This is a genomic window from Pseudomonas sp. LBUM1676, from assembly GCF_059695605.1.
In genome coordinates this window covers 4,818,841-4,843,255 of record NZ_CP166777.1, presented here as the reverse complement: position 1 = coordinate 4,843,255, position 24,415 = coordinate 4,818,841, and the positions used below count along the sequence as shown (strand labels likewise).

General features: G+C 60.5%; 19 protein-coding genes. 14 read left to right on the top strand and 5 right to left on the bottom strand.

The window, feature by feature from the left end; genetic code table 11:
* Positions 1-5 precede the first annotated feature (5 nt).
* The 6 genes from ACA041_RS22255 (at position 6) to prpD (ending at position 8,688) form a co-directional block, all read left to right on the top strand.
* A complete protein-coding gene (locus ACA041_RS22255) occupies positions 6-725 on the top strand; it encodes a GntR family transcriptional regulator (protein ID WP_497442148.1) in 720 nt (239 codons plus the stop codon).
* Complete coding sequence (gene prpB / locus ACA041_RS22250; protein WP_497437716.1) at positions 722-1,612, top strand: methylisocitrate lyase; 891 nt, start codon at positions 722-724, stop codon at positions 1,610-1,612. Before ACA041_RS22255 ends, prpB begins: the two co-directional genes overlap by 4 nt.
* A 193-nt stretch (positions 1,613-1,805) precedes the next feature.
* Entirely contained in the window at positions 1,806-2,933 is a 1,128-nt protein-coding gene (gene prpC / locus ACA041_RS22245; protein ID WP_497437715.1) for a bifunctional 2-methylcitrate synthase/citrate synthase, read from the top strand.
* Positions 2,934-3,139: 206 nt separating this feature from the next.
* Entirely contained in the window at positions 3,140-5,734 is a 2,595-nt protein-coding gene (gene acnD, locus ACA041_RS22240; RefSeq protein WP_497437714.1) for a Fe/S-dependent 2-methylisocitrate dehydratase AcnD, read from the top strand.
* A 54-nt stretch (positions 5,735-5,788) separates the two neighbouring features.
* Entirely contained in the window at positions 5,789-6,991 is a 1,203-nt protein-coding gene (prpF, locus tag ACA041_RS22235) for a 2-methylaconitate cis-trans isomerase PrpF (protein ID WP_497437713.1), read from the top strand.
* Positions 6,992-7,203: 212 nt separating this feature from the next.
* Positions 7,204-8,688: a 2-methylcitrate dehydratase gene (prpD, locus tag ACA041_RS22230; RefSeq protein ID WP_497437712.1), complete on the top strand. Its 1,485-nt coding sequence runs from the start codon at positions 7,204-7,206 to the stop codon at positions 8,686-8,688.
* Positions 8,689-8,806: 118 nt separating this feature from the next.
* On the opposite strand, the gene ppsR is transcribed toward prpD, so the two are convergent.
* Entirely contained in the window at positions 8,807-9,625 is an 819-nt protein-coding gene (ppsR, locus tag ACA041_RS22225) for a posphoenolpyruvate synthetase regulatory kinase/phosphorylase PpsR (RefSeq protein WP_064678891.1), read from the bottom strand.
* Between the two features lie 174 nt (positions 9,626-9,799).
* Here ppsR and ppsA point away from each other — a divergent pair, with 174 nt between their 5' ends.
* From ppsA to ACA041_RS22185, 8 genes are all read left to right on the top strand, one after another.
* Positions 9,800-12,175 carry a phosphoenolpyruvate synthase gene (ppsA, locus tag ACA041_RS22220; RefSeq protein ID WP_497437711.1) on the top strand — a complete coding sequence of 792 codons (2,376 nt, stop codon included), beginning with the start codon at positions 9,800-9,802 and terminating at the stop codon, positions 12,173-12,175.
* Between the two features lie 196 nt (positions 12,176-12,371).
* Positions 12,372-13,367, top strand: a complete 996-nt coding sequence (locus ACA041_RS22215) for an alpha/beta fold hydrolase (RefSeq protein ID WP_497437707.1) — start codon at positions 12,372-12,374, stop codon at positions 13,365-13,367.
* A gap of 131 nt (positions 13,368-13,498) precedes the next feature.
* Complete coding sequence (gene rraA, locus ACA041_RS22210) at positions 13,499-13,990, top strand: ribonuclease E activity regulator RraA (protein WP_154998250.1); 492 nt, start codon at positions 13,499-13,501, stop codon at positions 13,988-13,990.
* Positions 13,991-14,016: 26 nt separating this feature from the next.
* Complete coding sequence (cmaX, locus tag ACA041_RS22205) at positions 14,017-15,012, top strand: divalent cation transporter CmaX (protein WP_497437703.1); 996 nt, start codon at positions 14,017-14,019, stop codon at positions 15,010-15,012.
* 64 nt (positions 15,013-15,076) lie between these two features.
* Positions 15,077-15,325 (top strand): CrfX protein, encoded by a 249-nt coding sequence (locus ACA041_RS22200; RefSeq protein WP_497437698.1) that lies wholly within the window; start codon positions 15,077-15,079, stop codon positions 15,323-15,325.
* Positions 15,326-15,327: 2 nt separating this feature from the next.
* The gene (locus ACA041_RS22195) at positions 15,328-16,152 is read left to right on the top strand and encodes a mechanosensitive ion channel family protein (protein WP_064678885.1); all 825 of its coding nucleotides are present in this window, start codon (positions 15,328-15,330) and stop codon (positions 16,150-16,152) included.
* Between the two features lie 87 nt (positions 16,153-16,239).
* Positions 16,240-16,830: an RNA polymerase sigma factor SigX gene (gene sigX / locus ACA041_RS22190; RefSeq protein WP_054054007.1), complete on the top strand. Its 591-nt coding sequence runs from the start codon at positions 16,240-16,242 to the stop codon at positions 16,828-16,830.
* A 107-nt stretch (positions 16,831-16,937) separates the two neighbouring features.
* Positions 16,938-17,972 (top strand): OmpA family protein, encoded by a 1,035-nt coding sequence (locus tag ACA041_RS22185; protein ID WP_497437693.1) that lies wholly within the window; start codon positions 16,938-16,940, stop codon positions 17,970-17,972.
* An 86-nt stretch (positions 17,973-18,058) separates the two neighbouring features.
* On the opposite strand, the gene cobA is transcribed toward ACA041_RS22185, so the two are convergent.
* Genes cobA through nirB form a run of 4 tightly spaced genes read right to left on the bottom strand, consistent with a single transcriptional unit; the run spans position 18,059 to position 24,370 of the window.
* Positions 18,059-18,874, bottom strand: coding sequence for a uroporphyrinogen-III C-methyltransferase (cobA, locus tag ACA041_RS22180; protein WP_497437690.1), 816 nt, complete (start codon positions 18,872-18,874; stop codon positions 18,059-18,061).
* An 11-nt stretch (positions 18,875-18,885) separates the two neighbouring features.
* Positions 18,886-21,603, bottom strand: coding sequence for a nitrate reductase (locus tag ACA041_RS22175; RefSeq protein WP_497437686.1), 2,718 nt, complete (start codon positions 21,601-21,603; stop codon positions 18,886-18,888).
* On the bottom strand, positions 21,603-21,920 hold the full coding sequence (gene nirD / locus ACA041_RS22170) for a nitrite reductase small subunit NirD (RefSeq protein ID WP_134421789.1): 318 nt from the start codon (positions 21,918-21,920) through the stop codon (positions 21,603-21,605). Before nirD ends, ACA041_RS22175 begins: the two co-directional genes overlap by 1 nt.
* Positions 21,917-24,370 carry a nitrite reductase large subunit NirB gene (nirB, locus tag ACA041_RS22165; RefSeq protein ID WP_497437684.1) on the bottom strand — a complete coding sequence of 818 codons (2,454 nt, stop codon included), beginning with the start codon at positions 24,368-24,370 and terminating at the stop codon, positions 21,917-21,919. Before nirB ends, nirD begins: the two co-directional genes overlap by 4 nt.
* Positions 24,371-24,415: the final 45 nt, after the last annotated feature.

Here is a 24,415-nt window from a genome sequence, read left to right as displayed (position 1 = left end):
ATATGCTGGATCAACTCGATCCGCCGGTCATTGCGCAGGACGATTCGGAAACACTTTCCGAGAATGTCTTCCGACGCATTCAGGCGGCCATCGTCAAGGGCGAAATCGCTCCGGGCAGCAAGATCTCCGAGCCGGAGCTGGCGCGTACCTACGGCATCAGTCGGGGGCCGTTGCGTGAGGCGATCCACCGTCTGGAAGGCCAGCGCCTGCTGGTGCGGGTACCGCACGTCGGTGCGCGGGTGGTGTCGCTGAATCACGCGGAGCTGGTCGAGCTTTACGAAATCCGCGAATCCCTCGAAGGCATGGCCTGCCGCCTGGCGGCCGAACGCATGACTGTCGAAGAAATCGACGAGCTGCGCCGGGTCCTCGAAACCCACGAGCGCGATGCGGCGTTTCAGGCCGGTGTCGGCTACTACCAGCAGGAAGGCGATTTCGACTTCCATTACCGAATCATTCAGGGCAGCGGCAACCGCACCCTGACCCAGATGCTCTGCGGCGAGCTGTATCAACTGGTGCGCATGTACCGCATCCAGTTTTCCACCATGCCCAATCGGCCGCGCCAGGCCTTTGCCGAGCACCACCGGATTCTCGATGCCATCGCCGACCGTGACGGTGAACTGGCCGAGTTGTTGATGCGCCGCCACATCGGCGCCTCCAAACGCAATATCGCCCGTCACTACCAGGACGGCGCTAACCCGACAGCCACTGAACGAGGTGAGTCATGAGTTCCAACAAGAGCACTCCAGGCCAGCGTTTCCGCGATGCGGTCGCCAGCGAACATCCGCTGCAAGTGGTCGGCGCGATCAACGCCAACCACGCGCTGCTGGCCAAGCGCGCCGGTTTCAAGGCTATTTATCTGTCCGGTGGCGGGGTGGCTGCAGGCTCCCTCGGCGTGCCGGACCTGGGCATTACCGGCCTGGACGACGTGCTGACCGACGTGCGCCGCATCACCGACGTCTGCGACCTGCCGCTGCTGGTGGACGTGGACACCGGTTTCGGTTCCTCGACGTTCAACGTCGCACGCACCGTCAAGTCGATGATCAAGTTTGGCGCGGCCGCGATCCACATTGAAGACCAGGTCGGCGCCAAGCGCTGCGGCCACCGTCCCAATAAAGAGATCGTGTCCCTGCAGGAAATGGTCGACCGCATCAAGGCCGCCGTCGATGCCCGCACCGATGACAGCTTCGTGATCATGGCCCGTACCGACGCCCTGGCGGTGGAAGGACTGGAATCGGCCCTGGATCGCGCCGCGGCGTGCATCGAGGCCGGCGCCGACATGATCTTCCCGGAAGCCATCACCGAACTGGATATGTACAAGCTGTTTGCCAGCCGCGTGAAAGCGCCGATCCTGGCCAACATCACCGAATTCGGCGCGACGCCGCTGTACACCACCGAGCAGCTCGCCGCCGCCGACGTGTCGCTGGTGCTGTACCCGCTGTCGGCGTTCCGTGCGATGAACAAGGCCGCGGAAAACGTCTACACCGCGATCCGTCGCGACGGCACACAACAGAACGTCATCGACACCATGCAGACGCGCATGGAGCTTTACGATCGCATCGATTACCACGTGTTCGAGCAGAAGCTCGATGCGTTGTTTGCGGCGAAGAAGTAATGAAAACCCTGTAGGAGCGAAGCTTGCTCGCGATGGTCGTTAACGATGACGCGGGAAAATTGGCTCCCCGCGGTGTGCGGTCCGCCATCGTCGGAACGCCGCCCGGAGCAAGCTCGCTCCTACAGGGTCGGAGTCAATCCCGACCCGTGTATTTGCCGATTCCCTAACAAATTCAAGAAAACTGGAGACAGCAATGGCCGAAGCAAAAGTACTCAGTGGCGCCGGGCTCCGTGGTCAGGTTGCCGGGCAAACCGCACTGTCCACCGTGGGCCAGTCGGGCGCAGGCCTGACCTATCGTGGCTACGACGTTCGCGAACTGGCGGCTGACGCCCAATTCGAAGAAGTGGCCTACCTGCTGCTTTACGGCGATTTGCCGACCAAAGCGCAACTCGCTGCCTACCTCGACAAACTGGGCAAGCTGCGCGACCTGCCGCAAGCCTTGAAAGAAGTGCTCGAACGCATCCCCGCCGACGCCCACCCGATGGACGTGATGCGCACCGGTTGCTCGTTCCTGGGCAACATCGAACCGGAGAACGACTTCTCCGAGCAGCACGACAAGACCGACCGCCTGCTGGCCGCGTTCCCGGCCATCATGTGCTACTGGTATCGCTTCAGCCACGACGGCAAGCGCATCAGCTGCGTGAGCGACGAGCAGACCATCGGCGGCCACTTCCTGCACTTGTTGCACGACAAGAAGCCGAGCGAATTGCACGTCAAGGTCATGAACGTTTCGCTGATCCTCTACGCGGAGCACGAGTTCAACGCCTCGACCTTCACGGCACGGGTTTGCGCCTCGACATTGTCCGATCTGTTTTCCTGCGTGACGGCGGCCATCGGCTCCTTGCGCGGTCCGCTGCACGGCGGCGCCAACGAAGCGGCGATGGAAATGATCGAGCGTTTCTCGACGCCGGCAGAAGCGATCAAGGGCACCCTCGGCATGCTCGAGCGCAAGGACAAGATCATGGGCTTTGGCCACGCGATCTATAAGGACAACGATCCGCGCAACGAGGTCATCAAGGCCTGGTCGAAAAAACTCGCTGACGAAGTGGGCGACACGGTGTTGTTCCCGGTCTCCGAAGCCATCGACAAGACCATGTGGGAACAGAAGAAACTGTTCCCGAACGCCGACTTCTACCATGCGTCGACGTATCACTTCATGGGCATCCCGACCAAGTTGTTCACGCCGATTTTCGTCTGCTCGCGCCTGACCGGCTGGGCGGCCCACGTGTTCGAACAACGTGCCAACAACCGCATCATCCGCCCGAGCGCCGAGTACGTCGGCGTCGAACAGCGCAAGTTCGTGCCAATCGAACAACGCTGACCGGTGAGGGCCTGAGCATCGGCAACTGAAGTAACCGAGTACCCCTGTGGGAGCGAGCCTGCTCGCGAAGACGGACTGACATTCAACAATGATGTCGACTGATACACCGCTTTCGCGAGCAGGCTCGCTCCCACAATGGATCCTGTGAACTTCAAGGTCTGTGCCAGGCCCCACCCTTTGTAATCACCGTGACCGAGTCCCTGACGATGAACACTGAATTCCGCAAACCGCTGCCCGGCAGCCATCTGGATTACTTCGACGTCCGTGCGGCTGTCGAGGCCATCCAGCCTGGCGCCTACGACACTCTGCCGTACACCTCCCGCGTGCTGGCGGAAAACCTGGTGCGCCGCTGTGACCCGGCCACGCTCACCGAATCGCTCAAGCAATTCATCGAGCGCAAACGCGATCTCGATTTCCCCTGGTTCCCGGCCCGGGTGGTGTGCCACGACATTCTCGGCCAGACCGCGCTGGTCGACCTCGCCGGCCTGCGTGACGCCATTGCCCTGCAAGGCGGTGACCCGGCGCAGGTGAACCCGGTGGTGCCGACCCAATTGATCGTCGACCACTCCCTGGCCGTCGAGCGCGGTGGCTTCGATCCCGAGGCGTTCGAGAAGAACCGCGCCATCGAAGACCGTCGCAACGAAGACCGTTTCCACTTCATCAACTGGACCAAGAAGGCCTTCAAGAACGTTGATGTGATCCCGCCGGGCAACGGGATCATGCACCAGATCAACCTGGAGAAAATGTCTCCGGTGATCCAGGTGCGTGATGGCGTTGCCTTCCCCGACACCTGCGTCGGCACCGACAGCCACACCCCGCACGTCGATGCCCTGGGCGTGATCGCCATCGGCGTCGGCGGCCTGGAAGCGGAAAGCGTGATGCTCGGCCGCGCGTCGTGGATGCGTCTGCCGGAAAGCGTCGGCGTCGAACTGACCGGCAAGCTGCAACCGGGCATCACCGCCACCGACATGGTGCTGGCGCTGACCGAGTTTCTGCGCAAACAGAAAGTGGTCGGTGCGTGGCTGGAGTTCTTCGGCGAAGGCGCCTCGGCCCTGACCCTCGGCGACCGTGCGACCATTTCCAACATGGCCCCGGAGTACGGCGCCACCGCAGCGATGTTCTACATCGACCAGCAGACCATCGATTACCTGAAACTCACCGGCCGTGAAGACGAGCAGGTGCAACTGGTCGAGAATTACGCCAAGACCACAGGTCTGTGGGCTGACAGCTTGAAGGGCGCGCAATACGAGCGCGGTTTGACCTTTGACCTGTCCTCGGTGGTGCGCAACATGGCCGGCCCGAGCAACCCGCACGCTCGCGTCGCCACTTCCGATCTCGCCGCCCAAGGCATCTCCGGCCAGTGGACCGAAGTGCCCGGCCAAATGCCGGACGGCGCGGTGATCATCGCCGCCATCACCAGTTGCACCAACACCAGCAACCCGCGCAACGTGATTGCCGCCGGCCTGCTGGCGCGCAATGCCAACAAGCTCGGGCTGACTCGCAAGCCGTGGGTCAAATCGTCCCTGGCGCCGGGTTCGAAAACCGTGGCGCTGTACCTCGACGAGGCCGGCCTGACCAGCGAGCTGGAGCAACTGGGTTTCGGCATCGTCGCCTTTGCCTGCACCACGTGCAACGGCATGTCCGGCGCGCTGGACCCGGTGATTCAGCAAGAAATCATCGACCGCGACCTGTACGCCACCGCTGTGCTGTCCGGCAACCGCAACTTCGACGGGCGGATTCACCCGTACGCCAAGAACGCATTCCTCGCGTCGCCGCCATTGGTGGTCGCTTACGCCATCGCCGGGACCATCCGTTTCGACATCGAAAAAGATGTGCTGGGCGTGGTGGATGGCAAGGAAATCCGCCTGAAAGACATCTGGCCAAGCGACGAAGAGATCGACGCCGTGGTCAAGGCATCGGTCAAGCCTGAGCAGTTCCGTCAGGTCTACATCCCGATGTTCGCCATCCACGAAGACACCGGTCCGAAAGTGACGCCGCTGTACGACTGGCGGGAAATGAGCACCTACATCCGCCGTCCGCCGTACTGGGAAGGTGCGTTGGCCGGTGCGCGTCCGCTCAAGGGCATGCGTCCGCTGGCGGTGCTGCCGGACAACATCACCACCGATCACCTGTCGCCGTCGAACGCCATCATGCTGGACAGCGCCGCCGGCGAATACCTGGCGAAAATGGGCCTGCCGGAAGAAGACTTCAACTCTTACGCGACCCACCGCGGCGACCACTTGACGGCGCAACGCGCGACCTTCGCCAACCCGAAGCTGTTCAACGAAATGGTCCGGGAAAACGGCAAGGTCAAGCAGGGTTCGTTGGCGCGCGTCGAGCCGGAAGGCAAAGTGATGCGCATGTGGGAAGCCATCGAAACCTACATGGAGCGCAAGCAGCCGCTGATCATCATTGCCGGCGCCGACTACGGCCAGGGCTCGTCCCGGGACTGGGCGGCCAAAGGTGTGCGACTGGCGGGTGTGGAAGCGATTGCGGCCGAAGGTTTCGAGCGCATTCACCGCACCAACCTGGTGGGCATGGGCGTGTTGCCGCTGGAATTCAAACCGGGCACCGACCGCCACACTCTCGGTATCGACGGTAGCGAAACCTACGACGTCATCGGCGAACGTACGCCGCGTGCCGAGCTGACGCTGGTGATCAACCGCAAGAATGGCGAACGCGTCGAAGTGCCGGTGACCTGCCGCCTCGACACCGCCGAAGAAGTGTCGATCTATGAGGCCGGTGGCGTTCTGCAGCGTTTCGCCCAGGACTTCCTCGAAGAATCGGCGGTCGCCGTCTAAAACAGATGTTCGGGCAGGGGATTACAAGTCCTTTGCCCGCTTGAAGGAGCACCCATGGCTCACGCACCTCATTTCGCACCGCAGATCAAAATCCCCGCCACCTACATGCGTGGCGGCACCAGCAAAGGCGTGTTCTTCAGCCTCAAGGACTTGCCTGAGGCGGCACAGGTTCCAGGCCCCGCTCGCGATGCGCTGCTACTGCGGGTGATCGGCAGCCCCGACCCCTACGACAAGCAAATCGACGGCATGGGCGGCGCAACGTCCAGCACCAGCAAAACCGTGATCCTGTCGAAAAGCATCAAGGCTGATCACGACGTCGATTACCTGTTCGGCCAGGTGTCCATCGACAAGCCGTTCGTCGACTGGAGCGGCAACTGCGGCAACCTGTCGGCAGCGGTCGGTTCGTTTGCCATCAGCAACGGCCTGGTGGACGCCAGCCGCATCCCGCACAACGGTGTGGCCGTGGTGCGCGTGTGGCAGGCCAACATCGGCAAGACCATCATCGCCCACGTACCGATCACCAACGGTGAAGTACAGGAAACCGGCGATTTCGAACTCGACGGCGTGACCTTTCCGGCCGCTGAAGTGCAAGTCGAATTCATGGACCCGGCGGCGGAAGAAGAGGGCGGGGGCGGCTCAATGTTCCCCACCGGCAATCTAGTGGATGACCTGGAAGTGCCCGGTGTCGGGACCTTCAAGGCGACCATGATCAATGCCGGCATCCCGACGATTTTCGTTAACGCTCAAGACATTGGTTACACCGGTACCGAGTTGCAGGGCGCGATCAACGGCGATCCGAAAGCCTTGCTGATGTTCGAGACCATCCGCGCTTACGGTGCGCTGCGTATGGGCTTGATCAAGGATCTGGACGAAGCGGCCAAGCGCCAGCACACGCCCAAGGTGGCGTTCGTGGCAAAACCGGCGGATTACGTGGCGTCCAGTGGCAAGGCCATCGCGGCGGGGGATGTCGACCTGCTGGTGCGGGCACTGTCCATGGGCAAGCTGCACCACGCCATGATGGGCACGGCCGCGGTGGCCATCGGCACGGCCGCTGCGATTTCAGGCACCCTGGTCAACCTCGCGGCGGGCGGCATCGAACGCAATGCCGTACGCTTCGGGCATCCGTCCGGCACCTTGCGCGTGGGCGCCGAGGCCAGCCTGGTAAACGGCGAATGGACAGTCAACAAGGCCATCATGAGCCGCAGTGCGCGGGTGTTGATGGAAGGCTTCGTGCGCGTGCCGGGTGATTCGTTCTGACCCAAATCCTGAGATAAACGCTGAACCCTGTGGGAGCGAGCCTGCTCGCGATAAGGCCATAAGATTCAACATCCTTGTTGCCTGTCATACCGCCATCGCGAGCAGGCTCGCTCCCACAGTGGATCGTATTTCAATAATAAGAATGTTGTAACTAATCGAGAGTGCCCTGAACCGAGGTCCCATCAACGAAGCACTAACCGAGTGAATCGAACATGAGCGCCAACGTCGACCTGAACAACCGCCCCGACTACGACACCGTCCTGCAGGACATCGCCGATTACGTCCTCAACTTCGAAATCGAATCCAAGGAAGCGCTGGACACCGCCCGCAACTGCCTGATCGACACCCTCGGCTGCGGCCTGCTGGCCCTGCGTTTCCCCGAATGCACCAAACACCTCGGGCCGATCGTCGAAGGCACCGTCGTCCCGTTCGGCGCGCGGGTTCCCGGCACCAGTTTGCGTCTCGATCCAGTCAAGGCAGCCTGGGATATCGGTTGCATCGTCCGCTGGCTCGACTACAACGACACCTGGCTCGCCGCCGAATGGGGCCATCCGTCCGATAATCTCGGCGGCATTCTGGCGGTGGCCGACCACTTGTCGCAAAAACGCCTGGCCAATGGCGAGGCACCGCTGACCGTTCGCGCGGTGCTCGAAGCGATGATCATGGCCCACGAGATCCAGGGCGTCATCGCGCTGGAAAATTCCTTCAACCGTGTAGGCCTCGATCACGTCATCCTGGTGAAAGTCGCCTCGACGGCCGTCACCGCCAAATTGATGGGGGCCAATCGCGAGCAGTTGCTGTCGGCGTTATCCCACGCCTTCGCCGATGGCCAGGCACTGCGCACTTATCGTCATGCACCGAATGCCGGGTCACGCAAATCCTGGGCGGCGGGCGACGCGTCCAGCCGTGGCGTGCGACTGGCGGACATCGCCATGCGCGGTGAAATGGGCATCCCCGGGGTGCTGACCGCCAAACAGTGGGGCTTCTACGACGTACTGTTCAGTCACACCAACAATGATCTGGCGCTCAAACCCGAAGACAAGCGTGCCTTCAGCTTCTCCCGATCGTTCGGCAGCTACGTGATGGAAAACGTGCTGTTCAAAATCAGCTTCCCTGCCGAATTCCATGCGCAAACGGCCTGCGAAGCAGCGGTGATCCTGCACCCGCAGGTCCGGAATCGCCTGCACGAGATCGACAGAATCGTCATCACCACCCATGAGTCGGCGATTCGCATCATTTCCAAGGTCGGCCCGTTGGCCAACGCTGCCGACCGCGACCACTGCATTCAGTACATGACGGCCGTGCCGCTGGCTTTCGGCAATCTGGTGGCCGAGCAGTACGAAGATGACTTCCATGCCGCCCATCCGGTCATCGATGTGCTGCGCGAGAAAATGGTCATCGTCGAAGACCCGCGCTACACCCGCGAGTATCTGGAAGCCGACAAGCGCTCAATCGCCAACGCAATCCAGGTGTTTTTCAAGGACGGGTCAAGCACCGAGAACGCGGTGGTCGAGTACCCCATTGGCCACCGCCGTCGCCGTGCTGACGGGATTCCGCTGCTGGAGGACAAGTTCAAGGCCAACCTGGCGACACGCTTTACTGCCCAGCGAAGTGTCGAGATTTTCGAGTTGTGCAAGGATCAGTCGAAGCTTGAAGCGACACCGGTGAACCGGTTTGTGGACTTGTTTGTTATCTAGGAGGCCGCGTAATCGTTCAATCGCGAGCAGGCTCGCTCCCACAATTGATTTGTGTCCACCGCAGATCAAATGTGGGAGCGAGCCTGCTGGCGATGAGGCCAGAACAGGCAATAGAGAACTACTTAAAACGCCGCTCCACACCTTTTTCAACGAGGATCTTCGCCGAAATCTCTTCCACCGAAAAATGCGTGGAATTGATGTGCGGGATATTCTCGCGACGAAACAGGTTCTCCACCTCACGCACTTCGAACTCGCACTGGGCGTAGCTCGAATAGCGGCTGTTGGGCTTGCGCTCGTGGCGGATCGCGGTGAGGCGGTCCGGGTCGATGGTCAGGCCGAACAGCTTGTGCTGGTGGGTGCGCAGGGCCGTTGGCAGCTGCAGGCGCTCCATGTCGTCTTCGGTCAACGGGTAATTGGCCGCGCGGATGCCGAATTGCATGGCCATGTACAGGCAGGTCGGGGTTTTGCCACAACGGGACACGCCCACCAGGATCAGGTCGGCCTTGTCGTAATAATGCGTACGGGCGCCATCGTCGTTGTCGAGGGCGAAGTTCACCGCCTCGATCCGCTCCATGTAATTGGAATTGCTGCCGATGGAGTGGGATTTGCCGACGGTGTAGGAAGAATGCTCGGTCAATTCCTGTTCAAGAGGCGCCAGAAAGGTCGAGAATATGTCGATCATGAAACCATTGGACGTTGCGAGGATCTCACGGATGTCCTGATTGACGATGGTGTCGAAGATGATCGGCCGGAAGCCGTCGTTTTCGGCGGCTTTGTTGATTTGTTGTACCATGGCCCGCGCTTTATCCGCGTTGTCGATGTACGGTCGCGTAAATTTGCTGAAGGTAATGTTTTCGAACTGCGCCAGAAGGCTTTGGCCGAGGGTTTCGGCTGTGATGCCGGTACCGTCGGAAATAAAGAAGGCAGATCGTTTCATTTGCACCTTGGGCCTTAAGCTAATGTTCATTCTTGGATATGATAGGCGCGATTTGCCGGCCGCCAGTGGCCCGCATTCTCACTTATTTTCCAGGTCCAGGCCATACAGCTGGCAAAGGCTCCCTGGAGCAGCCGGCTTCTGAGCTTATCCAACACAGTTAGTGGAGAGATCACCTTGGTAGAGTACGTAGTTTCCCTCGATAAGCTCGGCGTCCATGATGTGGAGCACGTAGGGGGCAAGAACGCATCCCTGGGCGAGATGATCAGTAACCTGGCCGGTGCCGGTGTATCGGTGCCCGGTGGCTTCGCCACGACAGCTCAGGCTTATCGTGATTTTCTGGAGCTGAGCGGCCTGAACGATCAGATCCATGCCGCGCTCGACGCCCTGGACGTCGACGATGTGAACGCCCTGGCCAAGACCGGTGCGCAGATCCGCCAATGGATCATGGAAGCCGAATTCCCCGAGAAGCTCAACGCCGAAATCCGCACCGCGTTCGCCACGCTGTCGGCCGGCAACCCTGACATGGCCGTGGCCGTGCGCTCTTCGGCTACCGCTGAAGACCTGCCGGACGCTTCCTTCGCCGGTCAGCAGGAAACCTTCCTGAACATCCGTGGTGTCGAAAACGTCATTCGCGCTGCCAAAGAGGTGTTCGCTTCACTGTTTAACGACCGCGCCATTTCCTACCGCGTCCACCAGGGCTTCGACCACAAGCTGGTGGCGCTGTCGGCGGGTGTGCAGCGCATGGTCCGTTCCGAAACCGGCACCGCCGGCGTGATGTTCACCCTCGATACCGAATCGGGCTTCCGTGACGTGGTGTTCATCACCGGCGCCTACGGCCTGGGTGAAACCGTCGTACAAGGCGCGGTGAACCCGGATGAGTTCTACGTCCACAAAGGCACGCTGGCAGCCGGTCGTCCGGCCATCCTGCGTCGCAACCTGGGCAGTAAAGCCATCAAGATGATCTACGGCGAAGTCGCCACGGCCGGTAAATCGGTCAAGACCATCGACGTCGACAAGGCCGATCGCGCACGTTTCTGCCTGAGCGACGCCGAAGTCAGCGAACTGGCCAAGCAGGCGATGATCATCGAGCAGCACTACAAGTGCCCGATGGACATCGAATGGGCCAAAGACGGCGACGACGGCAAGCTCTACATCGTTCAGGCCCGTCCTGAAACCGTGAAGAGCCGTACTTCGGCCAACGTCATGGAACGCTACCTGTTGAAAGAAACCGGCACCGTGCTGGTGGAAGGTCGCGCCATTGGCCAGCGCATCGGCGCCGGCAAGGTCCGCATCATCAAGGACGTGTCCGAGATGGACAAGGTCCAGCCAGGCGACGTACTGGTCTCCGACATGACCGACCCGGACTGGGAGCCGGTCATGAAGCGCGCCAGCGCCATCGTTACCAACCGCGGCGGGCGTACCTGCCACGCTGCGATCATCGCGCGCGAGCTGGGTATCCCGGCCGTGGTCGGTTGCGGCAACGCCACCCAGCTGTTGAAAGACGGCCAGGGCGTGACCGTTTCCTGCGCTGAAGGCGACACCGGCTACATCTTCGAAGGCGAACTGGGCTTCGACATCAAGAAAAACTCCGTGGACGCCATGCCGGATCTGCCGTTCAAGATCATGATGAACGTCGGCAACCCGGACCGCGCCTTCGACTTCGCGCAACTGCCGAACGCCGGTGTGGGCCTGGCCCGCCTGGAGTTCATCATCAACCGCATGATCGGTGTGCACCCCAAGGCGCTGTTGAATTACGACGGTCTGCCGCAGGACATCAAGGACAGCGTCGACAAGCGTATTGCCGGCTACGACGATCCGGTCGGTTTCTATGTCGAGAAACTGGTTGAAGGCATCAGCACCCTGGCCGCTGCGTTCACGCCGAAAAAGGTCATCGTGCGTCTGTCGGACTTCAAGTCCAACGAATACGCGAACCTGATCGGCGGCAAGCTCTACGAGCCCGAAGAAGAAAACCCGATGCTGGGCTTCCGTGGCGCCTCGCGTTACATCAGCGAAGCGTTCCGTGACTGCTTCGAACTCGAATGCCGTGCCATCAAGCGCGTGCGCAACGAGATGGGCCTGACCAACGTTGAAATCATGGTGCCGTTCGTCCGTACTTTGGGCGAAGCGAGCCAGGTGATCGATCTGCTGGCCGAAAACGGGCTGGCTCGCGGTGAAAACGGTCTGCGCATCATCATGATGTGCGAACTGCCATCCAACGCGATCCTCGCTGAAGAATTCCTCGAGTTCTTCGACGGTTTCTCCATCGGCTCCAACGACCTGACCCAGCTGACCCTGGGCCTGGACCGTGACTCCGGGATCATCGCGCACCTGTTCGACGAGCGTAATCCGGCGGTCAAGAAGCTGCTGGCCAACGCAATTCAGGCCTGCAACAAGGCTGGCAAGTACATCGGCATTTGCGGTCAGGGCCCTTCGGACCACCCTGACCTGGCCAAATGGCTGATGGAACAGGGCATCGAAAGCGTTTCGTTGAACCCCGATTCCGTGCTGGAAACCTGGTTCTTCCTGGCTGAAGGTCAAGCTCAGGCTTGATGGTGTGTGAAAGGGCTCGCTCTCTGTGGGAGCGAGCCTGCTCGCGAAGGTCGTAAACGATAACGCGTATTGGCTGGATAAACGCGTTGTTCTGGCGTCATTCGCGAGCAGGCTCGCTCCCACATTGGCCGGCCTTTTTAGAGAATCAAGTAGGGCGGGCTCCTCTGGAAGCCGCCCTTTTTTGTGCAAGAGCATTATGCAAAGCAGCAGCAACCTATTTCCTGTCGCCCTGATCAGCGCCGAGCGGCGCGGCGATCTGAGCGAAGACGTCTATCGTTTGAAACCCGGCAACAGCCCTGACGGCACCGTCGAACTGGCTGTGACACGGCTTGGCATGGCCGACGAGCCCGCTGTGCGTGGCGTGCCGGTGATCCTGTTGCACGGCAGCTTTTCCAATCGGCGGTTCTGGTTTTCCCCCAAAGGCCTGGGGCTGGGTGCTTATCTGGCGCGCCTGGGGTTCGATGTGTGGATTGCGGAAATGCGCGGCCATGGCTTGTCCCAGCGCAACCAGAACTATCGCAATAACCGCGTTGCCGACTACGCTCGATACGATCTGCCCGCCATTGGCGCCTTTGTGCATGAGCAAAGCGGCCAGGCCCCGCACTGGATCGGTCACTCCCTCGGCGGCATTACCCTGGCCGCGGCACTGGGTGGCGCGTACATCGGCGAGCCCGTCGTGGCTTCTGCGGCATTTTTTGGCACCCAGGTCAGCCGTACGTACTGGCCGTTGAAGCTGCCGCCGGTGGAATGGGGCGGACGCTTCCTTCTCAAGCGTTTCGCCCAACTGTCGGGTTCACGGCTAAAGCGCGGCCCGGAGGACGAGCCGATAGGCCTGGCCCTGGAAAGCATGCGCTGGTACGGCCTGTTCGGGCGCTTTGGCGATGCCGACAAGGACTGGTGGGCCGGTTTGGCCGACATCCAGGTGCCCGTGCTGGCCGTGAGTGCGGCGGGCGACCACCAGGACCCTGCGTGGGCCTGTCGCAAACTGTTCGAGCAGGTAGGTTCCGAGCACAAGCAATTTATCAACCTGGGTCGCGAGCAGGGCTTTGGCGATAATTTCGGTCACGTGGAAATGCTTGTCAGCAAAGCCGCCCAGGTCGAGGTCTGGCCATTGGTCGCACGCTGGCTGGTGGATCAACAGACGCCCTTGCTGGATGGAAACCCGGATTCGGCATCGGTGATCCGGGCCTGATGCTCTAACAAGGGCATTTCGCTCTGATCGGCTTGCGGCTAAGATATGACGCATTAAGCTGTTTTAGTCATTTTCTATGACTGAATCATCAGTGATGTTCGTGCTGTCTTCCTTTTTACAGGAGTTACTCGATGAAACATTACCTCACCCCTGACCTGTGCGACGCCTATCCGGAGCTGGTGCAGGTGCTGGAACCGATGTTCAGCAATTTCGGCGGCCATGATTCCTTCGGTGGCGAAATCGTGACCATCAAGTGCTTCGAAGACAACTCGCTGGTCAAGGAGCAGGTCGAGCTCAAGGGGGAGGGCAAGGTATTGGTCGTCGACGGCGGCGGTTCTCTGCGCCGCGCACTGCTGGGCGACCTGCTGGCCGAGAAAGCCGCGAAAAACGGCTGGGAAGGGCTGGTGATCTACGGTTGCATCCGCGATGTCGACGTCATCGCGCAAACCGAGCTGGGGGTCCAGGCCCTGGCCAGCCACCCGATGAAAACCGACAAGCGCGGTATCGGCGATCTCAACGTACCCGTGACCTTTGCGGGAGTGACTTTCCATCCAGGCCACTACATCTATGCGGACAACAACGGCGTGATCATCTCGCCAAGCCCGCTCGAAATGCCTGAATAAGCAGCCGTTCCAACAAAGGGGTGAGGATGTTCGAGGAAGACAACGCGCAGTGGGGGCTGGTGCATGCCCTGGTGCTGGACGGTAAAGGCGGTGCGCGTTCGATAGCCCGGACTGAACTCGATGACTTGCAGCTGCAGGCCCATGAAAGCCTGTGGCTGCACTGGGATCGCAGCCATCCGCAAACCCGGACCTGGCTGCGTAAATCCAGCGGGTTGAGCGAATTCAGCTGTGACCTGCTGCTGGAAGAGAACACCCGTCCGCGTCTTTTACAGCTTCCAGACAGCGAACTGCTGCTATTTTTGCGTGGCGTCAATCTGAATCCGGGAGCGGAGCCGGAAGACATGGTATCGGTGCGGATCTTCGCCTCGGCCCAGCGGGTGATTTCCCTGCGCTTGCGTCCATTGCGTGCCACCGACGAGCTGCTGGTGCAGCTGGAGGCAGGCAAAGGGCCGAAAACCGCCTCCGAACTCATCCTTTATATGGCTCAGTACCTCACCAACAAGGTGCAGGATCTGGTCACTTGCCTCTCGGAAGTGGTCGATGAGGAAGAAGAAAAGCTGGATACCGACGAACGGTACACTCCTGAGCATGGAGCCGTTTTGCAGATCCGTCGCAGGGCTGCCGCACTGAAACGTTTCCTTGCTCCGCAGCGGGAAATTTTCGGTCAGCTGACACGGATAAAACTGCCCTGGTTCGTCGAAGACGATGGCGATTACTGGAACGAGTTGAACAACAGCCTGACCCGCTATCTCGAGGAGCTGGAATTGACCCGGGAGCGAGTGGGGCTGGTCCTCGAGGCCGAGGATAGACGTTTGAGCGTGCGCATGAACCGCACGATGTACCGCTTCGGGATCATCACCGGGATCTTTTTGCCGATGAGTTTCCTGACCGGTCTTCTGGGGATCAACGTCGGCGGAATTCCGTTCTCCGAAAGCCCCTACGGCTTCCTCATCGCCTGTCTGCTGGTGCTCTCTGTGGCGCTGGGACAGTGGTGGTTATTCCGACGTTTGCGCTGGGTCTGAACGTGCGCCATGTGACCCGGGCAAATTTGATCGCGTCTTTTCACAGACATCACGAGAGGTGCGTATGCACGATCCGTTTGAACAGTCTTTGCGTGACATGCTCAAGGCATCACCGTCCTCCCGGGACGACGATGCGTGCCTTGGCCGTGTACTGAAAACCGCCAACCGCCAGGTCGGCGCCGGTGATCTGTTCAGCCTGCTGGGCCGCTGGCTGCCCGCGCTGATGATCGCCCTGAATAACGGATCGGCCCATGTCTCACCGGTCTCCCGTCACCGTAAACCTACCGCTCGCACTGCTGATAAGGCTGATTGAATATGGAACTTGATCTCTGGACTCAGAGCCTCGTCACTGCAATGACTGCGTTATGGACCAAGGTAGCGAATTTCATCCCGAATCTGTTCGGCGCACTGGTTGTTTTGCTTTTGGGTTTCGTCGTTGCGAAACTTTTGGATACTTTGTTGTCCAAGTTGCTCGCCAAGCTTGGACTCGATCGTCTGATGGGCGGCACCGGTCTGACCAAATTGCTGTCCCGGGCCGGTCTTCAAGTGCCGATCTCGACACTGATCGGGAAGATCGTCTACTGGTTCGTTCTGCTGATTTTTCTGGTTTCTGCAGCAGAATCCCTTGGACTTGAGCGAGTTTCAGCTACGCTTGATATGCTTGCGCTGTATTTGCCGAAAGTATTTGGCGCCGCGCTGGTACTGCTGGTGGGTGTGCTGCTGGCGCAATTGGCCAATGGGCTGGTGCGTGGTGCGGCAGAGGGTGTAGGACTGGATTATGCTGCCGGCCTGGGGCGAATTGCCCAGGGGCTGGTGATTATCATCAGTATTTCGGTCGCAATCAGCCAGTTGGAGGTCAAGACCGACCTGCTCAACCATGTGATTGTGATTGTTTTGATTACCGTTGGTCTGGCGGTTGCGCTGGCCATGGGATTGGGAAGCCGGGAAATTGCCGGTCAGATTCTTGCGGGAATCTATGTGCGTGAGTTGTATCAGGTTGGGCAACAAGTGAGTGTTGGCGAGGTCGAAGGTCAGATCGAAGAGATCGGCACGGTTAAAACCACATTGCTGACCGATGAGGGTGAGCTAGTCTCTCTCTCCAATCGGATCCTCCTGGAGCAGCATGTGAGTAGCCGCTAACCCGGCAAACCCTGCTAATGTATGCCGCCGCTAAACGCCCCGAAAGGGCGGCGGCGGACATTGACCTGACTGTCGGCCCGACTTGTTTTGAATAAAGCTCAATCGCTCTCCACGCGCTACGACCCCCGCGAGCTCTCTGATGAGGAGTTGGTCGCGCGCTCGCATACCGAGCTGTTTCACGTAACGCGCGCCTATGAAGAACTGATGCGGCGTTACCAGAGAACATTATTTAACGTCTGTGCACGGTACCTTGGGAACGATCGCGACGCAGATGATGTCTGTCAGGAAGTGATGTTGAAGGTGTTGTATGGCCTGAAGAACTTCGAGGGCAAATCGAAGTTCAAGACATGGCTCTATAGCATCACGTACAACGAATGCATCACGCAGTATCGGAAAGAACGGCGAAAGCGTCGCTTGATGGACGCTTTGAGTCTGGACCCCCTCGAGGAAGCGTCTGAAGAAAAGGCGCCGAAACCCGAGGATAAGGGTGGACTTGATCGCTGGCTGGTGTATGTGAACCCGATCGACCGTGAAATCCTGGTGCTACGATTTGTCGCAGAGCTGGAGTTTCAGGAGATCGCAGACATCATGCACATGGGTTTGAGTGCGACAAAAATGCGTTACAAACGTGCTCTAGACAAATTGCGTGAGAAATTTGCAGGCGTTGCTGAAACTTAGTTCAGCGCAAATATCTCTTACGTGTAGGCAAGTTCTGATAGACTTGCCGCCGAGTTGTCCCCCGGTTTGCGGGACTGCTTCACAATCACCAGATGGGGATTTAACGGATGAAACTGAAAAACACCTTGGGCTTGGCCATTGGTTCTTTGATTGCCGCCACTTCGTTCGGCGCTCTGGCACAAGGCCAAGGCGCAGTTGAAATCGAAGGCTTCGCCAAGAAAGAACAATTCGACAGCGCTCGTAACTTCAAGAACGACGGCAACCTGTTCGGCGGTTCCGTAGGTTACTTCCTGACCGACGACGTTGAACTGCGTCTGGCCTACGACGAAGTGCACAACGTTCGTTCTGACTCCGGTCAGAACATCAAGGGCGCCAACACCGCTCTGGACGCTCTGTACCACTTCAACAACCCAGGCGACATGGTCCGTCCGTACGTCTCGGCTGGCTTCTCCGATCAGAGCATTGATCAGAACGGCTCGAACGGTCGTAACCGTTCCACCTTCGCCAACGTTGGCGGCGGTGCCAAGCTGTACTTCACCGAGAACTTCTACGCCCGTGCTGGCGTTGAAGCTCAATACAACATCGACCAGGGCGACACCGAGTGGGCTCCAAGCGTCGGTATCGGTGTGAACTTCGGTGGCGGCTCCAAGCCTGCTGCTGCTCCAGTTCCAGCACCAGCTGAAGTCTGCTCCGACAGCGATAACGATGGCGTGTGCGACAACGTCGACAAGTGCCCGGACACCCCAGCCAACGTAACTGTTGACGCTGACGGCTGCCCAGCAGTTGCTGAAGTTGTTCGTGTTGAGCTGGACGTGAAGTTCGACTTCGACAAGTCGGTAGTCAAGCCTAACAGCTACGGCGACATCAAAAACCTCGCTGACTTCATGAAGCAGTACCCATCGACCAGCACCACTGTTGAAGGTCACACTGACTCCGTCGGTCCTGACGCTTACAACCAGAAACTGTCCGAGCGTCGTGCAAACGCCGTTAAGCAAGTTCTGACCAACCAGTACGGTGTTGAATCGTCCCGCGTTCAGTCTGTTGGCTACGGCGAATCCCGCCCAGTTGCCGACAACGCTACTGACGCTGGCCGTGCAGTAAACCGTCGCGTAGAAGCGCAGGTTGAAGCTCAAGCTAAGTAATTAGCTCGCAGCTACGAGAAAGCCCGGCTTCGGCCGGGCTTTTCTTTGTCTGCGATTTGGGTTTTGGCATTACGTGCAGGAGCGAGCTAGCTCCGGGCGGCGTTCCGACGATGGTCGTCAACGATAACGCTGCCAGCCTGACACTCCACGATGTTCTCGGGTTCATCGCGAGCAAGCTCGCTTCTACAGTTATGAGAGCGGGCTGCCACGGTCCCGATCACCAGGATCGCCGGGCTCTTCAACTCAAAGGCGCAGGCATCGTCTTCCATCGCCGTCAGATCACTGCGACATTCCCGCTGATGCGGCAGTGACGCATTTTCAATCATCGCCACTGGCATATCCGCCGCCATTCCGCCGGCCAGCAGTTGCTCGCGGATCTCGCTCAGCTTCGCCACTCCCATGTAGATCACCAGCGTCGTGCCGCCCTGGGCCAGGGCTTGCCAGTTCAGGCTGCTGCCATCCTGGGTGTGGGCCGTCACCAGCGTCACACCTCGCGCTACGCCACGCAGCGTCAACGGAATATCGCATTGCGTCGCGCCGGCAAGCCCGGCGGTGATGCCATTGACCAGTTCAGCCTCGACTCCACGTTCACGCAACCACTGCGCCTCTTCGCCGCCACGGCCAAAGATGCACGGATCGCCACCCTTGAGCCGCACCACGCATTTTCCATGGCGGGCATAACGCAGCATCAGGCGATGGATGAACGCCTGGGGCGTGGAGCGACAGCCGCCACGCTTGCCCACGGGAATGATCCGCGCCTGGGGGCAATGCTCCAGCACCGCGACATTGACTAGATCGTCGATCAGCACCACATCCGCTTCTCGCAGGGCCCGTACCGCTTTGAGGGTCAGCAATTCCGGGTCGCCAGGACCCGCCCCCACCAGCCAGACTTTTGCGCTCATAGTGTTTTTCCTCACGAGACAACGGCGATCGGCTGCGCAGTGGCGGCCAGCAAACGCTTGATTTCCGGGACACAGGAGCCGCATTGCGTGCCGCAGCCCAATTCTTGTTTTAGACCCTGCAAGTCCAGGCCGCGGCCGATGCCGGCACAGACTGCGCCCTGGCTGACGTTCATGCAGTTGCACAGGGTTTTGCTCCCGGAGGCTGACGCATTGGCCTGGCCTGGTGGTGCGCTCAGGGGGGCGAGCAGCCAGCGGCGCAGTTGTGCGTCGGCGCGACCTTCGAGCCACAGGTTCTGCAACCAGTGCTGGGCGAGGGTTTCGCCGGCCAGGCGAATCGCGGTGATCCGGCCATTTTCGATCCGCACCCGTTTGCCGATGGAGCGCCGAGGATCGTCGTAGGCCAATACCGGGCCGTCGTTGAGGCCCAGGCATTGATCGATCTCACGCAATAGTTGCGGATCCGGCGCGACGGCGCTGGCAGCGCGTATAAGCAGCGCTGGGCGTTCGCGGCCGGCGATGCTCAGGCTGGCGTAGGAAAATGCCTCGCAGAGTGGTCGTAGGGTCTCAAAATGCTGTTGAACATTGCCCTCGATGAGGGCGAACAGCTGCCAAGGCAGATGCACGGGTTCAAGACGCACGCCGCTGTGCTTGAGTTCCGGTTGTTTCGACAAGTGATCGAACGCCGGTTGGGTGAGCGCATTCACGCCGCCCTTGAGGAAACGGTCGCCCCAATGCATTGGCAGAAACGCCTGGCCGGGTCGCACGCTGTCATCGCTGTCGACGGGCACGATCACAGCGCCCCGACGACTTTTCAGGCTGATCAGGTCCCCCGGTTGCAGGCGATGGCGGCGCAGTTCGTCCGGATGCAGGCTTAGAACGGCTTCGCTGACATGACCGAACAATTGAGCGGCGGTGCCGGTGCGGCTCATGCCGTGCCATTGGTCGCGCAGACGGCCGGTGATCAGGGTCAGCGGGAAGCGCGCATCCCTTTGTTCTTTGGCCGCGCGATATGGATCGGCGACAAACTGCGCGCGTCCGCTGGCGGTCGGGAAAATGCCGTCCAGGTACAACCGCGCCGTGCCTTCACTGGCGCCCGCAGGGAAGGGCCATTGCTGTGGGCCGAGACGGTCGATCAGCGCATGGCTGAGGCCGGACAGGTCCAGGTCGCGGCCGCGGGTCAGTTGCTTGTACTCATCGAAGATCTGCGCCGGTGTGTCGAACGCAAACAGACTGGCAAGCCCTGGACGCAGATGTTTTTCCAGACGCTGTGCGAAATCCACGGTGATCGCCCAATCGGAACGGGTCTCGCCGGGTGCGACGATTGCCTGCCGGACGTGGGAAATACGCCGCTCGGAATTAGTCACCGTGCCCTCTTTTTCACCCCAGCTGGCGGCGGGCAACAGCAGATCGGCGAACTTGGCGGTCTCGGTGGTGCGAAAAGCTTCCTGCAAGACCACGAATGGACAGGCTTGCAGTGCCGCGCGTACGGCACTCTGATCGGGCATGGATTGCGCGGGGTTGGTGCAGGCGATCCACAGCGCCTTGATCTTGCCGCTGCGCACCTGTTCGAACAGTTCGATGGCGGTCAGGCCGGTGGTTTCCGGGAGTTGCTCGACACCCCAGTAAGACGCCACTTGCGCCCGGTGTTCGGCATTGCCGGCTTCACGATGGCCCGGGAGCAGGTTCGACAGGCTGCCGGTTTCCCGCCCGCCCATGGCATTGGGCTGACCGGTCAGGGAGAAAGGTCCTGCACCGGGGCGACCGATCTGCCCGGTGGCCAGGTGCAGATTGATCAGCGCGCTGTTCTTGGCGCTGCCGGCGGTGGACTGGTTCAACCCCATGCACCACAACGACAGGAAACTTGGCGAAGTACCGACCCATTCGGCACATTGCTGCAGTTGTTGCTGGCTGATCCCGCACAGCTGCGAAACCATTTGCGGCGTGTAGTCGCGCACCAGGCTCTTCAACTCGGCCAGGCCTTGGGTGTGCGCCTTGATGAAATCGCGGTCGATCCAGTCTTCCCACAGCAGCAGGTGCAAAATCCCATGGAACAATGCGACGTCGGTACCCGGAAGAATCGCCAGGTGCAGGTCGGCCAGGTCACAGGTGTCGGTCCGCCGTGGGTCGATGACGATGACTTTCATCTGCGGCCGGCGGGATTTGGCTTCTTCCAGGCGACGGAACAGCACCGGATGCGCGTAGGCCATGTTGCTGCCGACGATCATCACGCAATCGCTCAACTCCAGGTCTTCGTAGCTGCACGGCGGCGCGTCGGCGCCGAGGCTGCGCTTGTAGCCGACCACCGCCGAAGACATGCACAACCGTGAATTGCTATCGATGTTGTTGGTGCCTACCAGCGCTCGCGCCAGTTTGTTGAAGCTGTAGTAATCCTCGGTCAGCAATTGCCCGGAGATGTAGAACGCCACACTGTCAGGGCCGTGTTCGGCAATGGTTTGGGCGAAGACACTGGCGGCGTGATCGAGGGCGGTGTCCCAATCGGTACGGCTGCGGGCCAGGCCTTTGCCGAGGCGCAATTCGGGGTACAACGCCCGAGCGGCCAGGTCGCCCGTCAAGTGCAGGGTCGAGCCCTTGCTGCACAATTTGCCGAAATTGGCCGGGTGAGCCGGATCGCCGCTGACGCCGAGGATGTGCTCGCCGTCGTGCTCGATCAGCACGCCGCAGCCGACCCCGCAGTAGCAGCAAGTGGAGGCGGTGATCTGATGGTTCATTAGCTTGCTTCCCGCAGGGCCAGCAGCACCCGGCCGTTTTCGACCCGTGCCGAATGGTGGTGAGCGCAACCGATATCCGGCGCCTGGGCTTCGCCGGTTTGCAGATCGATCTGCCAGTTGTGCAGCGGGCAGGCCACGCGTTTGCCGTAGATCAGGCCTTGTGACAGCGGGCCGCCCTTGTGCGGGCAGCGGTCGTCGAGGGCGAAGACCTCATCGTCGCTCGTGCGAAAAATCGCGATGTCGCCTTTCGGTCCGGCGATAATCCGCGAACCCAGGGCGTTGATCTCTTCCAGTGCGCAGATATCGAGCCAGTTCATGCCAGCACCTCCAGGTTCTTCACGGGGATGACGTCGAACTCTTTCTTCAGCAGCGGCTGCTCCAGGCGTTCCTTCCACGGATCCTGTTCGAACGACAGAGAGAATTGCAGGCGCGCATTGAGCGCCTTGCGCCGCTCCGGGTCTTCCAGCACGGCTTGCTTGATGTGTTCCATGCCGACCCGTTGCAGGTAATGCACGGTGCGCTCGAGATAGAAGGCTTCTTCGCGATAGAGCTGCAGGAAGGCACCGTTGTATTCGCGCACTTCTTCGGCGGTCTTGAGCTTGACGAAGAACTCGGCGACTTCGGTCTTGATCCCGCCATTGCCGCCGATGTACATCTCCCAGCCGGAATCCACGCCGATGATTCCGACGTCCTTGATGCCCGCTTCCGAGCAGTTGCGTGGGCAACCGGAGACCGCCAGCTTCACCTTGTGCGGTGACCACATGTTGAACAGGTCATGCTCAAGTTCGATCCCCAGTTGCGTCGAGTTCTGCGTGCCGAAGCGGCAGAACTCGCTGCCGACGCAGGTCTTCACGGTGCGGATGGATTTGCCGTAGGCGTGGCCGGACGGCATGTCGAGATCCTTCCAGACCCCCGGCAGGTCCTGCTTTTTGATCCCCAGCAAGTCGATGCGCTGGCCGCCGGTGACCTTGACCATCGGCACGTTGTACTTGTCGGCCACGTCGGCGATGCGCCGCAGTTCCGAAGGATTGGTCACACCCCCCCACATCCGCGGGACTACCGAGTAAGTGCCGTCTTTCTGAATGTTGGCGTGGGCGCGTTCGTTGATCAGGCGCGATTGCGGATCGTCCTTGGCCTCACCCGGCCAGGTGGAGATCAGGTAGTAGTTGAGCGCCGGGCGGCAGGTGGCGCAGCCGTTCGGGGTGCGCCAGTTGAGGTAGCTCATGGTGCCGGCGATGGTCAGCAAATGCTGCTCGCGGATGGCCTGGCGGATTTGCCCGTGATTGAGATCGCTGCAACCGCAGATGGCTTTTTCGCTTTTGGGTTTGACGTCGGCCGCGCCGCCCACGGTGTTGATCAGGATCTGTTCCACCAGGCCGGCGCAGGAACCGCAGGAACTGGCGGCCTTGGTGTGCTTCTTGACGTCGTCGACGCTGAACAGCCCGTGCTCCTGAATGGCCTTGACGATGGTGCCTTTGCACACGCCGTTGCAGCCGCAGACTTCTGCAGTGTCGGCCATGCTCATGGCTTTGTCCTGGCCCTGGTGTCCTACGTCCCCGAGGGCGTTTTCGCCGAACATCAGGTGGTCGCGGATCTCGCCGATGCCGTGATTCTCACGGATCTGCCGGAAATACCAGCCGCCGTCTGCGGTATCGCCGTACAGGCAGGCGCCGACCAGCACGTCATCCTTGATCACCAGCTTTTTGTAGACCCCGCCGATCGGATCGGAAAGGGTGATGGTCTCGGTGCCTTCGCCACCCATGAAGTCGCCGGCGGAAAACAGGTCGATGCCGGTGACTTTCAATTTGGTCGAGGTCACCGACCCCTTGTAGGTGGCGAAGCCCAGTTGGGCGAGGTGGTTGGCGCAGACCTTGGCCTGTTCGAACAGCGGCGCCACCAGGCCGTAGGCGGTCCCACGGTGGCTGGCGCATTCGCCGATGGCGTAGACCCGCGGATCGTAGGTCTGCATCGTGTCGTTGACCAGAATCCCGCGGTTGCAGGGGATGCCGGCTTTTTCCGCCAGTTCGGTGCTGGGGCGAATGCCGGCGGCCATCACCACCAGGTCGGCGGGGATGATGTCGCCGTTCTTGAACTGCACCGAACCTACGCGGCCATTGCCGGCGTCATGCAAGGCCTGGGTCTGTTCGCTGAGGCGAAAATGCAGGCCGCGGGCTTCCAGGGCCGTTTGCAGGAGTTGGCCGCTGGTCTTGTCCAGTTGCCGTTCCAACAGCCATTCACCGATGTGCACCACGGTGACGTGCATGCCGCGCAGCATCAGGCCGTTGGCGGCTTCAAGGCCGAGCAGGCCGCCGCCGATGACCACGGCGTGCTTGTGGGTCTTGGCGGTGTCGATCATCACCTGGGTGTCGGCGATGTCGCGGTAGCCGATCACGCCCTGCAGGGTATTGCCCGGGATCGGCAGGATGAACGGGGTCGAGCCGGTAGCGATCAGCAGGCGATCGTATTCGGCCTCGCTGCCGTCTTCGGCAATGACCCGGCGTTTGATCCGGTCGATCTCCACCACTTTACGGTTGAGCAGCAGTTTGATGTTGTTGTCCAGGTACCAGTCCAGGTCGTTGAGCACGATCTCTTCGAAGGTCTGTTCGCCGGCCAGTACCGGGGACAGCAGGATGCGGTTGTAGTTGGTATGGGGTTCGGCGCCGAAGACCGTGATGTCGTACAGCTCATTGCTCAGCTTGAGCAGTTCTTCCAGGGTGCGGACCCCGGCCATGCCGTTGCCGATCATCACCAGTTTGAGTTTTTTCATCAGGTTCTCCGGGGAGCTCAGACCCGCCTCATCAGGGCTTTTCAG

What these genes read in the sequence shown, in the direction of transcription:
- prpB (WP_497437716.1), top strand. Translation starts at nt 722, where the DNA reads ATGAGTTCCAACAAGAGCACTCCAGGCCAGCGTTTCCGCGATGCGGTC.
- prpC (WP_497437715.1), top strand. Translation starts at nt 1,806, where the DNA reads ATGGCCGAAGCAAAAGTACTCAGTGGCGCCGGGCTCCGTGGTCAGGTT.
- acnD (WP_497437714.1), top strand. Translation starts at nt 3,140, where the DNA reads ATGAACACTGAATTCCGCAAACCGCTGCCCGGCAGCCATCTGGATTAC.
- prpF (WP_497437713.1), top strand. Translation starts at nt 5,789, where the DNA reads ATGGCTCACGCACCTCATTTCGCACCGCAGATCAAAATCCCCGCCACC.
- prpD (WP_497437712.1), top strand. Translation starts at nt 7,204, where the DNA reads ATGAGCGCCAACGTCGACCTGAACAACCGCCCCGACTACGACACCGTC.
- ppsR (WP_064678891.1), bottom strand. Translation starts at nt 9,625, where the DNA reads ATGAAACGATCTGCCTTCTTTATTTCCGACGGTACCGGCATCACAGCC.
- ACA041_RS22215 (WP_497437707.1), top strand. Translation starts at nt 12,372, where the DNA reads ATGCAAAGCAGCAGCAACCTATTTCCTGTCGCCCTGATCAGCGCCGAG.
- rraA (WP_154998250.1), top strand. Translation starts at nt 13,499, where the DNA reads ATGAAACATTACCTCACCCCTGACCTGTGCGACGCCTATCCGGAGCTG.
- cmaX (WP_497437703.1), top strand. Translation starts at nt 14,017, where the DNA reads ATGTTCGAGGAAGACAACGCGCAGTGGGGGCTGGTGCATGCCCTGGTG.
- ACA041_RS22200 (WP_497437698.1), top strand. Translation starts at nt 15,077, where the DNA reads ATGCACGATCCGTTTGAACAGTCTTTGCGTGACATGCTCAAGGCATCA.
- ACA041_RS22195 (WP_064678885.1), top strand. Translation starts at nt 15,328, where the DNA reads ATGGAACTTGATCTCTGGACTCAGAGCCTCGTCACTGCAATGACTGCG.
- ACA041_RS22185 (WP_497437693.1), top strand. Translation starts at nt 16,938, where the DNA reads ATGAAACTGAAAAACACCTTGGGCTTGGCCATTGGTTCTTTGATTGCC.
- cobA (WP_497437690.1), bottom strand. Translation starts at nt 18,874, where the DNA reads ATGAGCGCAAAAGTCTGGCTGGTGGGGGCGGGTCCTGGCGACCCGGAA.
- ACA041_RS22175 (WP_497437686.1), bottom strand. Translation starts at nt 21,603, where the DNA reads ATGAACCATCAGATCACCGCCTCCACTTGCTGCTACTGCGGGGTCGGC.
- nirD (WP_134421789.1), bottom strand. Translation starts at nt 21,920, where the DNA reads ATGAACTGGCTCGATATCTGCGCACTGGAAGAGATCAACGCCCTGGGT.
- nirB (WP_497437684.1), bottom strand. Translation starts at nt 24,370, where the DNA reads ATGAAAAAACTCAAACTGGTGATGATCGGCAACGGCATGGCCGGGGTC.